Genomic DNA, 13,550 nt, shown 5'->3' with positions numbered 1-13,550 from the left:
GCCTATTGCCCGTGTCCCCTGCAACCGTCCATTCGCCCTCCCGCACGGGCCCGCTGAAAGAACACTTCGCCGATGCTGATGTTTGCGATCCGACGCATTCTCGTTTCGATTCCGGTGCTGATCGGGATCACAGCTATCCTTTTCGTCATGCTGAACGTGGTGCCGGGCGATCCGGTGGCGCTGATGATGAAGGAGCATGCCAGCGCCGAGGTGATCGAGCGTATTCGCGGGCAGATGCATCTCGATGATCCGTTGATCACCCGTTATCTGCGCTTCCTCTGGGATGCGCTGCACGGCGATCTCGGCACGTCGATCAAGCTCAATCGCAGCGTGACCACCCTGATCCTCACCGCATTTCCGGCGACGCTGCTGCTGGCAGCCTGCGCCGCCGTCGTCTCGTGGATCATCGGCATTCCCGCGGGTATTCTGTCGGCGGTGCGGCGCGACAGCTTCCTCGATCATTTCTTCATGGGCTTTTCGCTGCTCGGCGTGTCGATGCCGATCTTCTGGTCGGCGCTGCTTCTGCAATATATCTTCGCCTTGAAGCTGAAATGGCTTCCGGTTTCGGGCTTCTATGGCTGGAAATATCTGATCCTGCCGGCCATCGTGCTCGGCTGGAGTTCGGCAGGCGTAATCGCCCGTCTCACCCGATCGAGCCTTCTGGAAGTCATGCGCCATGACTACATCCGCACCGCCCGCGCCAAGGGTCTGCGCGAGCTTCGCGTCATTTCGCGTCACGCGCTGAAGAATGCGCTGATCCCCGTGGTGACGATCATGGCGATTCAGGTGGCCACGCTGCTGTCAGGCGCAGTCATCACCGAAGCGATCTTCGGCATTCCCGGGGTCGGCCGCATATCGGTCAATGCCATTCAGTCGCGTGACATGCCGCTGCTGCAGGGCTCGGTGCTCTTTGCCACCGCCCTGGTGATCCTCGGAAACCTGATCGCCGATATCCTCTATTCCGTCCTGGATCCCCGCATTCGCTCCCAGATGAAGAAGGACGCCTGATGAGCCTGTCTGCCGAAGCCGTCACGGGGGAAAATGTCCCCGAAGCCATCGAGGAAGCGAGCTTCCTGGGCGACAGTCTGCGCGCCTTCCGCAAGAACCGCATGGCCATGGCGGGGCTGGCTTTCGTCATGCTGCTGGTGTTGCTGGCGATCTTCGCCCCCTGGGTCAGCCCCCACGATCCCTATCGGGTGGCGCTGAACGAACAACTGCTGCCCGCGTCCACGACCTACTGGCTCGGAACCGACAATTTTGGCCGGGACGTGCTGACACGCATTCTCTACGGCGCGCGCGTTTCGCTCGTGGTCGGCATCGTGCCGAGCCTGATCTCGCTGATGATCGGCACGGTGCTGGGTATCCTCAGCGGCTATTTCGGCAACCGCACGGATTTCGTCGTCATGCGCCTGGCCGATATGATGATCGCCTTTCCCTCGCTGCTTCTGGCCATGGTGGTGATGTACACAATGGGGGCCAATCTCCTCAACATCTTCCTCGCCCTGGCGCTGGTGGGATGGGCAGGGGTGGCACGCGTCGTCCGCGCGCAGACGCTGGCGTTGAAGCAGAAGGAATTCATCGAGGCTGCGCGGGCGGGCGGCACCGGCCGGGCCACCATCATGCTGCGGCATATCTTTCCCAACGTGATCCCGACCCTGATCGTGCTGTTTTCGCTGTCGATCCCGGAAGCGATCATGTGGGAATCGAGCCTCAGCTTCCTTGGCGTCGGCGTGCAGCCGCCGGAAGCAAGCTGGGGTCTGTTGGTTGCCAAGGGTAAGGAATACCTGTTTCAGGCGCCGCTTGTGGCGATTTCGCCCGGGGTGGCGATCCTGCTTACGGTCCTTGCCTTCAACTTTATCGGCGACGGGCTGCGCGACGCGCTCGATCCCTCCATGAAGGACTGAACCGATGGCATCCGCATCCGATACCGTGCTCAGCGTGCGCGAGTTGCGCACGGAATTCCGCGGCGACCGTGGCAATGTCCGCGTGCTGGACGATATTTCCTTCGATGTGGGGCGAGGGCGCATCGTCGGGCTGGTGGGCGAATCCGGGTCCGGCAAGAGCATGACCGCACTCTCCCTCATGGGGCTGGTGCCCAAGCCGCAGGGCCATGTCAGCGCAAAAGGCATCATGCTCGACGGCACCGATCTTGCGACGCTTACGCCGGACGGGATGCGCCGGATCCGGGGCAGCGAGATTTCGATGGTGTTTCAGGAGCCGATGACCTCGCTCAATCCGGTGCGCAAGATCTGGGATCAGGTGGGCGAGCCGCTGGCGATCCATCATGGGCTCAAACGCAGGCAGATCCGCGACCGGGTGTTGGAGATGTTCGAACTCGTCGGCATTCCCGAACCGAAGGCGCGGCTGGACGCCTATCCTCACGAGCTTTCGGGAGGGCTGCGCCAGCGCGCCATGATCGCCATGGGGCTGATCTGCGAGCCGAAGCTGCTGATCGCCGACGAGCCGACGACGGCCCTCGACGTGACGACCCAATCGCAGATCCTGAGGCTGATGCTGGATCTGCGCGACCGGGTCGGCACGGCGATCATCATGATTACCCATGATCTCGGCATCATCGCCGAAATGTGCGATGAGGTGAATGTCATGTATGCCGGTCAGATCGTCGAACAGGCCAACGTGTTCGACCTCTTCGAGCGCCCCTCCCATCCCTATACGCGCGGGCTTCTTGCCTCCATTCCCAAGGCGGGCGCGGCACGGGTTTCCAGACGGATGCCCAGCATTCCGGGCATGGTGCCCAATCTGGCCAAACTGCCGCCGGGCTGTCGTTTCGGTCCACGCTGCGGCGATGCCATGCCGATCTGTCAGCAGCGTGTGCCGGAGCTCGTTGGTCTGGGGCAGGGTCACGTCGCGGGCTGCTGGCTGCACGCGCCGCAGGAAACGAGCGGGCAAGGAGCGGCGCCATGAACGATATCGTACTTTCGACCCGTGACCTGAACAAGCACTACCCGGTGGGCGGCGGCCTTTTCGGCCGCGGCGCCCGCACCGTGCGCGCCGTCGATGGCGTGTCCCTCGACATCTACGAGCGGGAGACCTTCGCTCTCGTGGGTGAATCGGGCTGCGGCAAGAGCACGCTCGGCCGGGTGATGCTGCGCTTGCTGGAGGCGACGTCCGGCACGATCCGCTATCGCGGGCAGGAATTGACCGCGCTGGACGAGGGCGGAATGCGCAGCCTGCGCAGGAAGCTGCAGATCGTGTTTCAGGATCCCTATGCATCGCTCAATCCGCGCATGCGCATCGAGGAAATCCTGAGCGAGCCGCTGCGCACACATGGCTATGGATCCGCAGAGGCGATCCGCGAGCGTTGCGCCGAGCTTCTCGACATGGTGGGGCTGCGGCGACAATATCTCCGCAACTATCCGCATCAGTTCTCGGGCGGGCAGCGGCAGCGCATCGGCATCGCCCGCGCCCTTGCCAACGAGCCGGATTTCGTGGTGTGCGATGAATCTGTTTCGGCGCTCGACGTCTCGATCCAGGCGCAGGTGCTGAACCTGCTCTCCGATCTGCAGGAAGAACTGGGTCTGACCTATTTCTTCATCACACACGATCTGAGCGTCGTGCGCCAATTTGCCGACCGCGTGGGCGTGATGTTCCTTGGTCGTCTGGTGGAGGTCGGACGGACGGAGGAAATCTTCGCCAAGCCGCTGCATCCCTATACGATGTTTCTGATTTCAGCGGTGCCGGTGGCCGACCCTCGCCAGCGCGGCCGCGAAAGGCCGGTGTTGAAGGGCGAGATTCCAAGTCCGATGAATCTGCCTTCGGGTTGCCGGTTTCATACGCGCTGCCCGTTTGCCAAGGATATCTGTCGGGTCGAAGACCCAGCCCCACAACAGCGAGGCGACCGGCTGGTTGCCTGTCATTTTCCGCTGGAGACCTGAAGGAGATGGACTTGGATCTGATCGTGAAACGCGATGGCGATGGCTGGCAGGCGAGCTATGGCGACAAAGTCTGGCGTGCGGCGGTGGGCCGCAGCGGCATCCGCGCCGAGAAGGTCGAGGGCGATGGCGTCAGCCCCATCGGCTGCTGGCCGATCCGCCGGGTGTTCTACCGCGCCGACAAGCTGAAGGCGGCCCCGGTTTCGGTATTCGAGACCACGGCCATCGATCCGCAGGACGGCTGGTGCGATGCGGCTGATCATCCCGACTATAACCGCCCGGTGCGCTTGCCCTTTGCCGCCAGCCACGAGGAGCTGTGGCGAAAGGACGATCTTTACGACATCGTCGTGGTGCTTGGTCAGAACGACAATCCGGTGGTGCCGGGTGCGGGGAGCGCCATCTTTCTGCATATCGCCAGCGATGGCTATGGTCCGACCGCCGGTTGCGCCGCGCTGACGCTGGCGGACCTGCAGGAGTTTCTGGCGATGGCCAGGCCTGGCACCCGGCTCTGCTTTCAAGGCTGAACCATGAGCCGAATTGATCCCGCGGTGCTGGAAAAGGCGCTGAACCTGCTGCCGGACCGCTATCGTGGCCCGGCCGGGGTGGTGGGCGTGGTGAAGGATGGCGAGGTGATCGCCCGCCGCGCCTGGGGTTTTGCCGACATGGAGCGGCGTTTGCCGATGACCGCGGCAAGCCGCCTGCCGATCTGCTCGATCTCCAAGCATATGACCTGTGCGTTGCTGCTCGACATGTTCGGAGATCCGGCGGCACTTGATCCGCTCCTGCAGGATCTGCTGCCGAACTTCCGGGGCTCGCTGCCGCGCGTGGCCGACCTGTGCCACAACCAGTCCGGCCTGCGCGACTACTGGGCGCTGACCGTGCTGCACGGCGCGGTGCCCGAAGGTCTTTTCACCGAAGCGGAGGGCCTGCGACTGCTCTCCCAGGCGAGATACGGACATTTTCCGCCGGGCGCGCACTACTCCTACAGCAACGGCAACTTCCGCCTGCTGGCCGAGCTGATCCGCCGCGCCAGCGGACGCGATTTCGGCGAATTGCTTCGCGAACGCATCTTCCGTCCTGCGGCGATGACCGGGGCGGTTCTTGCGGCGGATACGCGCCGGACGCTGGACGGCGTCATCGGATATGAGGGCAATGACACGGTGGGCTTTGTGCCTGCCAGGAGCGGCATCTTCTGGTTCGGCGATGCCGGCATCTCTGCCTCGCTTGACGACATGCTGGCATGGGAACGGCATATCGATACCACGCGCGACGATCCGGCCAGCCTTTATAATCGCATCAGCGTGCCGGTAAGTTTTGCCGACGGCAAGCCGGCCTCCTATGGCTACGGAATACGCCGCGAGCGGATCGGCGGTTATGATGTCACCGCCCATGGCGGCGGCCTGCGCGGCTTCTGTTCCTACCGAATGCACATTGCCTCGGAACGGCTGTCGATCGTGGTGATCTTCAATCACGAGGCCAGCGCCATGCGGGCGGCATGGTCGTTGATGGAGGCTGCTCTCGGTTGCCGCATTGGCGAGGACACGGTTCCCGCCGAAGGTTGGACGGGCCTCTGGCTGGATGAAGCTCAGGGGCTTTATCTGCGCACAGAAGAGCAGAAGGAGGGTGTGCGGCTGTACTATGCCACCGCCTCCAGCCTCTGTACGCTCCTGTCCGAGGGGACCGCTCGTGCGCGGGACGTAACGCTTCGGCGCGAAGATGGACGGTTGCTCATGGAGCGTCCGGGCGAGAACCTGTCTGTCGCTGCAAGGCCCGTCGTGCCGATGGAATGGGCTGGTGGTGCCGAGATCGCCGGATCCTATGTGTCGGAGGAGATTGGCGCGCGGTTGGAAATCGAAGCTCGGGATGGCGCGGCCTATGTCGGCTTCGAGGGCATGCTGGGGCGCGGGCCTGTGGAGCGCATGTATCCATTGGCGAAGGATCTCTGGGTCATCACGACGAGGCGCTCCATGGACGCCGCCCCGCCCGGAGACTGGACGGTGCAGATTCGGCGGGACCACGCAGGGAGCGTGTCGGGCCTGAGACTTGGTTGCTGGCTTGCCCGTAACATCGACTATCAGAGGATCTAGCATTGTTTGCATGATTTGGGCGCGGGGATCGTGACGCTCTCGCGCTCGTTGCCATGGCCTTCGGCAGATATGTGCAATGAAGAAATTGCCGCTGGCAAACCGGGAGCCGCCACCAATACTCAGCCGGCTACAGGCGTGGCGAGCTGAGTTCGTCTTCCAACGTAGACGTTGCTCAATGGCAACAGGTGCGATCAAACATGATATCTAAAGTCAAGATAAATAACGGATGCGGCTTGTGCAAAGCTGAATGAATGCAGGCACTTATGCTCTCAGGCGACGCGCAAGACCTACCCCTGATGCCCCTATTTTAGACGAGATCTAAAATATTGCGATTGCGAGGCGTCAGTCGATCACCTACTGCCGAAGACCGGGTCCTGCCCAGTTTCATGTCCGGATGAAGTCGATGAACGCCAATACATTTGACATTGCGGGTTTGTATACGTCCGAGCAAGGACGCCTTCGCCGGCTCATCCGGCGCCTCGTCGGCAACAAGACGACCACGGACGACCTTGTCCACCAAGCCTTCGTCAAGTTGCTGGCGGCGGCAGACGGCGGCAATATCGACAATTGCCCGGCCTACCTGAGAACGACGGCCCGCAATCTCGCGCTCAATCATTTGCGCGACCTTAAACGGCACGCCGAAATCGGCGTTTCCGACGCCGAGCTGCATGCGATACCCGACCTGCAGCCGTCTCCCGAAATGACGGTGGTCTATCGTTGCGAGCTGCGACGCGTTCTCCAGGCCGTCGCCTCGCTCCCGCCGAAGCGGCGCGAGGTCTTTGTGCTCAATAAGTTCGAGGGTCTGAGCTATGACGAGATCGCGGCACGTCTCGGTGTTTCGCGAAACACCGTAATCTCCCACATCGTTATCGCTCTTGCCGATCTCGATCGAAAAATCGGCAGCAAATAATCCGGCGTTCTCTTCATTAGATAGCCCTGCGGCGGTGTCATGAAGGTTAAGGCTGTTGGTATGCCGGGGAGGGAAGACGCCCGGACTGTGAGCGACATGAGCGAAGACGCGACCGATCCGATCGTCATGGAAGCCCTGGAATGGTTCGTGCGAATGCGCGACGAGACGGTAACGGCTGCCGATCGCCAGGCCTTCGAGACCTGGCTTGCAGCCGACGATGCCCATCTTGCCGCCTGGAAGCATGCGCAGGCCCTCTGGGCTCGCTTCGATATCATGCAGCCGGAATTCGATCGGTTGCGCCGTGGCCGATCGCCGCTGTCGCGCCGCAACCTCATGCTGGGTGGAATCGCGCTCCTCGGCGGATCGGCTGGCCTTTATACATTCAGCCGACCGGGTCTCTTTGCCGAATATACGACCGATATCGGTGAACGCCGGACGGTTCGGCTGCAAGATGGCAGCTCCGTCGAGCTCGGCAGCTATTCGGCGCTTTCCACCTTCTTTTCCGGGACCGAACGCCGTATCGAGTTTTATCGCGGCGAGGGCTTCTTCGATGTTTCGTCCGATCCGAGACGCGCTTTCCTGGTACATGCGGGCGGCGGGACGACGCGGGCACTGGGAACGAAATTCGATCTGAAGTTCGTCGAGGATGTCGTCACCGTCGCCGTCAGCGAACACGCCGTGCAGGTGGAGACCGAAAGTCTCTCCACCTTGAGGCTGGAGCAAGGCTGGCAGGTGAGCTACGGACTTGCCGGGCTCGGCCAGCCGACCGAAGCAAGCCTCGACGCGGTGGAAGCCTGGCGCAGCGACCGCATCGTCTTTCAGGATGTGCCGCTGCGACGCGTGCTGGCGGAGCTGGAGCGCTATCGGCGCGGGCGCATCATCCTGATGAGCGATGGTATCGGCGACATACCCGTCACGGCGATCTTCGAAACGAAACATGCGGAGAATGCCCTGCAGACGATCGCCGACACGCTCGGTATTCGCCTTCTGAACGCCGCCAACTACGTCACGCTCGTCTACCGGGTCAGCTGAAACCAGAAAACATGAATTTTTTTCTCCACTCATTCATTAGCCTCGCTCGATCGGGTGTCTAACGTTTCGAGGGCATCAGTCCGATGCCTTCTCGAACAGGAATCCCGCAATGGGCGGGGAATAGGATGCAGGTGGGGCAATGCAGGACCGCGAAAACCGCAATCAGGAATCACGACATGGCGACGCAGGCGGCAATCCGATGCAAAGCCGCTCCCTGGCAATCGCCCTCCTGGTCACGACGGCGCTCGGTATCATCGCCTCTTCACCCGCGCCGGTGTTTGCGCAAGCCGCTGAAAAGACCGGCCGGGTTTCGTATGACATCGCGCCGCAGCCCTTGTCCCAGGCTCTTGTCCAGTTCTCGAAAGTGACCGGCGTTCAGCTGTTCTTCAATGCCGATCTGGCGCGGGGAATAAGCTCGAAGGGCGCCAGCGGGCCGCTCACCAGGGCAGAGGCGTTGGAGAGGATCCTCGCGGGATCCGGCCTCATCTACCGTTTCACCAACCCGACGACGGTGACGATTTCCAATTCGGCTCGCTCGGCAGCTGCCGATGGAGCGACCGCCCTTGCGCCTATCGTCGTGCAGGCGGGCAAGCAGAGCGGGTTCATCTCGACGGACGGCAGCGTCGCCTCGAAAACGGACATACCGCTTCTGGAAACGCCGCAGTCCGTACAAGTCGTCACGGCCGCTCAGCTCGATGTCCAAAAGCCGCAGACCGTCCGCCAGGCCGTCGCCTATTCGAGCGGCGTCACCACGCCGGACAGCCCTGATAATCGGCTGGACAATCTTATCGTTCGCGGTTTCCAGGTCGATCAGTACTACAATGGTCTCAAGCTGCAGCAGGGAACCTGGAGCACGCCGAAGGTCGATCCGTTCTTCCTCGACAGCATCGAGGTTCTGCAGGGGCCTTCCTCCGTCCTTTACGGACAGGGCTCACCCGGCGGCATCGTCAACCTGGTGGGCAAGAAGCCGACTGACGAGCCGCTGCACGAAATCCAGCTGCAAAGCGGCAGCTACAATCGCGCCCAGGCTGCCTTTGATTTCAGCGGACCGGTCAACGATGACGGTACGCTGCTGTATCGCCTGACGGGACTGGGGCGCACGACCGGAACGCAGGTCGAAAACCAGCGGGAGGAACGGGTCGAAATCGCTCCGGCCGTCACGATCAAGCCGGACGAAGACACCAAACTCACGATCCTGGGCGACTATCTGAACGATCCGAAAGGTGGCTTCTGGAGCCGTTTGCCGACAACCGGAACGCTCGTTCCGACCAGCCGCGGCACCTATTTCCCGACGGATCAGTTTACCGGCGATAAGGATTTCGACCATATGCGCCGTCAGCAGCAGAGCATCGGCTACGAGTTCGAGCATCGCTTCGACGATGTCTGGACAGTCCGGCAGAATCTGCGCTTCCAGCATATGAGCGTCGACTATGCGGAACTGCAGGCCGCCTCGCTTGCCGCCGACGGTCACACGCTGCGCCGGTCTGCCTACACGGCGCAGGAGCAGCTCAACACGCTCGCAATCGACAACCAGGCCGAAGCGGATTTCGATACCGGGGCGGTTTCGCACAAGGCGTTGTTTGGCCTGGACTATCAGTACAAGAACTGGAACAACTTCACCCGCTACGGCACCGGTCCGTCGCTCGACCTCGATGATCCCGACTATATTCAGGCCGTCGCGACGCCGCCTGTTTTCCAAAGTGCGAAGCAGAGGCAGAGCCAGTTCGGCCTCTATGCGCAGGACCAGCTCAAATTCGACCAATGGGCGCTGCTGCTTTCGGCTCGCCAGGACTGGGCTGCAACCGACAGCAACAACTACCTGACCGGCGTCGACACCAACCAGAACGACCATGCCTTCACCTGGCGCGCCGGGCTTACCTATCTGTTCGATAACGGATTTGCGCCTTACGTAAGCTATGCCACCTCCTTCAGTCCGACGGTCGGCGTCAGTTCCTCCGGCGATCCCTTCAATCCTACAACGGGCAAGCAGTACGAAGTCGGTTTCAAATATCAGCCGACGGGCTATGACAGCTTCATCACCGCGTCGCTCTACGATCTGAGGCAGCAGAATTACCTGACCAGTACATTGACGACACCCGTCGTCCAGACGCAGGTCGGCGAGATCAGAAGCAGGGGTGGCCAGATTTCCGCTCTTGCAAGCATCACGGATGAGTTCAACGTCACGGCCTCCTACGCCTATCTCGACAACGAGATCCTGAAGGCGAGCGACGGAACGGCGGGCAACCGCGTTGCCAACCTGCCGGCCAATACCGCATCGCTATGGGCGGACTACAAGTTCCAGGATGGCGTGGCCGACGGCCTTGGTCTCGGCCTTGGCGTCCGCTATATCGGCAGCCGCTATGTGACCAATGCCAATACGGCGAAGATTCCCGATCATGTGGTATTCGATGCGGCCTTGAACTACGATCTCGGAAAGATTTCCAACGAGATGCGCGGAGCCACCTTTGCCTTGAACGTCTCCAACCTGTTCGACAAGCACTTCATCAGCGATTGCACGGCGGCCGGTTGCGTCTACGGCATGCGCCGCACGGTTTTCGCGACGCTTGGGTACAAATGGTGACGAAATACCGAAACGGCGCGGCAGCCGGCATCGGTCGTCGGGCGCTGCTGGCGGGTCTTGCAACCTCCTGGATCGGCGGCGGTATCTCCGCGAAAGCCGCCGGCGCTCCCGAGGCGCCCGCTGGCGCGCTTCTCCGGATCGCGGCATTGGACTGGGGAATTGCCGCAACGCTCGTCAGCCTCGGCGTGGTGCCGGTCGGCGTGCCGGCTCCCGCCTGGTATGCTCGCTATGTCGTCGATCCGGTCCTGCCCGGTTCGGTGGTCGACGTCGGTCTGCTGTTCACGCCGAATTTCGAACTGCTTCAGGCCCTTTCCCCGCAACTGATCGTCACGACGCCTCTCCTGCAACAGGCCGCGCCGATGCTCCAGCGCATTGCGCCCGTCTATGGCGACCTGCTGTTCCAGCCGGAAGCGGACGTTTTGGACGTTGCCGAGAAGGGGACGCTTGGGCTGGCCGAAAGGATCGGCGTGCGCGCAGCCGGCGAGAGCCTTGTCGCATCGACGCGCGGCGAACTGACGGTAACAGCCGAGCGGCTTGCAAGCCTGGCCGGCCGGCCGCTGCTCTTGGCAAGCCCGCTGGACAACCGGCATGTCAGCCTCTTCGGTCCCAACAGCCTTTATGGCGGCGTGCTGCGGCGATGCGGTCTGACCAATGCCGAAACGACGATTCAGGGAGAATTCAATGTTGTCGGTCTGGAAAAGCTTGGAGCCTATGGCGACGCCACGATGATCCTGCTCGACAGTCCCGCCGCGCCCGGCATGGCAGCCCGGCTGGCCGAAAGCCGCCTTTGGCGGACTTTTCCCTTCGTTCGCGACGGAAGACTGCATGTGCTGCCGGCCGTGCTGGGTTCCGGCGGCCTGCCATCGGCCGCCCGCTTTGCGTGCCTGCTGACCGCCGCCCTCGGCGGCAATGACGGCGGCACGCCATGATCGCGACACAAGACAGGCTTCGTCCGGGGCCCGCGGCGATCATCGCGCTCCTGCTTGCCGCCGCTCTCCTTTCGGCGGCGACGCGGCTTTCCGAATTGCTGCCCGTTCATGATTGGTGGCAGGTGCTCGTCGCCCCCGATCTCAATTCCTATGCGCAGGTTCTCGTCCACGACAGCGTGCTGCCGCGGTTCGTCATCGCGCTCGTTGCCGGCGGTGCGCTTGGATTGTCGGGCACGATTTTCCAGCAGGTATTGCGCACGCCGCTGGCCGATCCTTCGACCCTCGGCGTTTCGGCCGGTGCCTATCTTGCCCTGGCCGCAGCGGGTCTCTGGGCTCCCGCGCTCGCCGCGTCGGCGCGGGAACTGATCGCCCTTGCCGGCGGCCTGACGGCTTTCGGGCTCGTCTTCCTGATCGCCTGGCCGCATCGCCTTTCGCCGATATCCCTCATTCTGGCCGGGCTCGTCGTCACCCTCGTCTGCGGCGCGATCGCGGCCGCGATCAGCCTCTCCTACAGCCTGGGAATGAACGGGCTCTTCGTCTGGGCCAGCGGTTCGCTGACCCAGAACGACTGGTCGGCGGTCTCGCGCCTCGCGCCCTATGCAGCATTGGGTTGTCTCGGCGCAGCACTGCTTGCGCGGCCGCTGGGCGTTCTGTCGTTGAGCGATGAGGGAGCCAGATCGCTCGGCCTGTCGCTCGCTTCCGTTCGCCTCTTGTCCATCCTGCTTGCCGTCATGCTGGCTGCTTTCACCGTCAGCGCCGTGGGCGTCATCGGCTTTGTCGGATTTGCCGCGCCGTTCATCGCCCGTGCGAGCGGCGCCCGCCGGCTGCCGCAGCGCATGATTGCCGGCATCGCCATCGGAGCAATCCTGCTGCTTGCCGCCGACGAGGCATTGCAGCAGGCCGCGCGCTTCATGCGGGAGATCCCTGCAGGCGCCGCGACCGGGCTTCTCGGCGCCCCGCTCATCGCCATCTTCCTGGGGCGGTTGCCGGTCGTGGAAGCACCGGTATTGCCGACTGCGGAGCGACGCAGCCGCCGTCCCATGCTTTATCTCGCGATCACCGCGATCGTGCTGCTGGCATTGGTCTGGATTTCGCTTTCGCTCGGCCCGTCGCTTGACGGATGGAGCTTCGCATCCCCCGCGCAGATGCAATCATTGCTGATCTGGCGGTTGCCTCGCCTGGCTGCCGCCGCCGCCGCCGGTGTCCTCTTTGCACTCTCGGGTACCGTCATCCAGCGCATGACCGGCAATCCGATGGCAAGCCCCGAAATCATCGGTGTCAGCACGGGTGCTGCGCTCGGCATCCTTTTACTCGTTCTGCTGGCGCCTGCCTTCACGCCATTGACGCAGCTGGGCGCTGCCGCTGCCGGTGCTGTCGTCAGCCTCGTCGCCGTTCTGCTGACGGGGCGGCGAAGCCGTTACAATCCGGATCATGTGCTTCTCTTCGGCATTGCGATCAATACCGCCTTTGCCGCGCTGATCGCGGTCCTCCTCGGTACGGGCTTGCCGAAAGTCTTCGGCGTCATGCAGTGGATGGCCGGCTCGACCTACAGCACGACCCCGCTGCAGGCGATGATCGCTGTCGCCATGGCGGTCGTGTTTCTTGCGATCGTGCCGTTCTTCAGCCGCTGGCTCGATCTGTTGCCGCTCGGCGCCTCCTCGTCGAGAGGCCTCGGCCTCAACATATCGGTCAGCCGGGCCGTACTTCTGCTTTTGTCGGCTGTCTCGGCAGCCGTGGCAACCCTGCTGATCGGCCCTTTGAGTTTCGTCGGCCTCATGGCGCCACATATTGCAAGAACGCTCGGCTTCCAGCGGGCACTGTCGCATATGATCGCAGCGGCCATTGCCGGCGCGGCCCTCACGACGCTTGCCGACTTCATCGGGCGCGTATCGCTGTTTCCGAACCAGCTGCCCGTCGGAATCGTCACCACTCTGATCGGCGGCCCTTATTTTCTCTGGCTGATGCGAAAACAAGGGTGATAAACTCAAGAATAATTGTAGCACTCGAGGTGGATCTCTTGCTAGGACGGACATGCGGTCATTGATCACCCGTCCGCGGGTGGAACGCTACGAAATAACGAAGGATATGAAGAATGGTGACGACTGCCTCCGAAGCACG

The 13,550-nt window shown here is 62.6% G+C and carries 11 protein-coding genes; all 11 read left to right on the top strand.

Translation table 11 applies throughout. The features are described from left to right. Window positions 1-72 precede the first annotated feature (72 nt). Window positions 73-1,008: an ABC transporter permease gene (locus ACQZ6J_RS23575; protein ID WP_163989125.1), complete on the top strand. Its 936-nt coding sequence runs from the start codon at window positions 73-75 to the stop codon at window positions 1,006-1,008. Next, entirely contained in the window at window positions 1,008-1,904 is an 897-nt protein-coding gene (locus tag ACQZ6J_RS23570; protein WP_163989127.1) for an ABC transporter permease, read from the top strand. Before ACQZ6J_RS23575 ends, ACQZ6J_RS23570 begins: the two co-directional genes overlap by 1 nt. 4 nt (window positions 1,905-1,908) lie before the next feature. Continuing rightward, complete coding sequence (locus tag ACQZ6J_RS23565; RefSeq protein WP_449085826.1) at window positions 1,909-2,925, top strand: ABC transporter ATP-binding protein; 1,017 nt, start codon at window positions 1,909-1,911, stop codon at window positions 2,923-2,925. After that, window positions 2,922-3,896: an ABC transporter ATP-binding protein gene (locus ACQZ6J_RS23560; protein ID WP_163989130.1), complete on the top strand. Its 975-nt coding sequence runs from the start codon at window positions 2,922-2,924 to the stop codon at window positions 3,894-3,896. Before ACQZ6J_RS23565 ends, ACQZ6J_RS23560 begins: the two co-directional genes overlap by 4 nt. Window positions 3,897-3,907: 11 nt before the next feature. Next, the gene (locus ACQZ6J_RS23555) at window positions 3,908-4,417 is read left to right on the top strand and encodes a L,D-transpeptidase family protein (RefSeq protein ID WP_449085825.1); all 510 of its coding nucleotides are present in this window, start codon (window positions 3,908-3,910) and stop codon (window positions 4,415-4,417) included. A gap of 3 nt (window positions 4,418-4,420) precedes the next feature. Then, window positions 4,421-5,980 (top strand): D-aminopeptidase, encoded by a 1,560-nt coding sequence (locus tag ACQZ6J_RS23550; RefSeq protein WP_449085824.1) that lies wholly within the window; start codon window positions 4,421-4,423, stop codon window positions 5,978-5,980. Window positions 5,981-6,383: 403 nt separating this feature from the next. Next, complete coding sequence (locus ACQZ6J_RS23545) at window positions 6,384-6,890, top strand: RNA polymerase sigma factor (RefSeq protein WP_163989135.1); 507 nt, start codon at window positions 6,384-6,386, stop codon at window positions 6,888-6,890. Between the two features lie 96 nt (window positions 6,891-6,986). Further along, window positions 6,987-7,922 (top strand): FecR family protein, encoded by a 936-nt coding sequence (locus ACQZ6J_RS23540; protein WP_163989277.1) that lies wholly within the window; start codon window positions 6,987-6,989, stop codon window positions 7,920-7,922. 139 nt (window positions 7,923-8,061) lie between these two features. Then, a complete protein-coding gene (locus ACQZ6J_RS23535; protein ID WP_163989137.1) occupies window positions 8,062-10,503 on the top strand; it encodes a TonB-dependent siderophore receptor in 2,442 nt (813 codons plus the stop codon). Further along, a complete protein-coding gene (locus tag ACQZ6J_RS23530) occupies window positions 10,500-11,432 on the top strand; it encodes an ABC transporter substrate-binding protein (protein WP_449085823.1) in 933 nt (310 codons plus the stop codon). Before ACQZ6J_RS23535 ends, ACQZ6J_RS23530 begins: the two co-directional genes overlap by 4 nt. Further along, window positions 11,429-13,411, top strand: a complete 1,983-nt coding sequence (gene fhuB / locus ACQZ6J_RS23525) for a Fe(3+)-hydroxamate ABC transporter permease FhuB (RefSeq protein ID WP_449085822.1) — start codon at window positions 11,429-11,431, stop codon at window positions 13,409-13,411. Before ACQZ6J_RS23530 ends, fhuB begins: the two co-directional genes overlap by 4 nt. Window positions 13,412-13,550 lie beyond the last annotated feature (139 nt).

The sequence above is a fragment of the Rhizobium sp. A37_96 genome (genome assembly GCF_053521765.1).
Note: the sequence above shows the minus strand (reverse complement) of the source record. Positions and strands in the feature narration are given on the sequence as shown.

Bases quoted from the DNA above. Each gene is read 5' to 3' on its own strand.
- ACQZ6J_RS23575 (WP_163989125.1), top strand. From the start codon at position 73: ATGCTGATGTTTGCGATCCGACGCATTCTCGTTTCGATTCCGGTGCTG.
- ACQZ6J_RS23570 (WP_163989127.1), top strand. From the start codon at position 1,008: ATGAGCCTGTCTGCCGAAGCCGTCACGGGGGAAAATGTCCCCGAAGCC.
- ACQZ6J_RS23565 (WP_449085826.1), top strand. From the start codon at position 1,909: ATGGCATCCGCATCCGATACCGTGCTCAGCGTGCGCGAGTTGCGCACG.
- ACQZ6J_RS23560 (WP_163989130.1), top strand. From the start codon at position 2,922: ATGAACGATATCGTACTTTCGACCCGTGACCTGAACAAGCACTACCCG.
- ACQZ6J_RS23550 (WP_449085824.1), top strand. From the start codon at position 4,421: ATGAGCCGAATTGATCCCGCGGTGCTGGAAAAGGCGCTGAACCTGCTG.
- ACQZ6J_RS23545 (WP_163989135.1), top strand. From the start codon at position 6,384: ATGAACGCCAATACATTTGACATTGCGGGTTTGTATACGTCCGAGCAA.
- ACQZ6J_RS23540 (WP_163989277.1), top strand. From the start codon at position 6,987: ATGAGCGAAGACGCGACCGATCCGATCGTCATGGAAGCCCTGGAATGG.
- ACQZ6J_RS23535 (WP_163989137.1), top strand. From the start codon at position 8,062: ATGCAGGACCGCGAAAACCGCAATCAGGAATCACGACATGGCGACGCA.
- fhuB (WP_449085822.1), top strand. From the start codon at position 11,429: ATGATCGCGACACAAGACAGGCTTCGTCCGGGGCCCGCGGCGATCATC.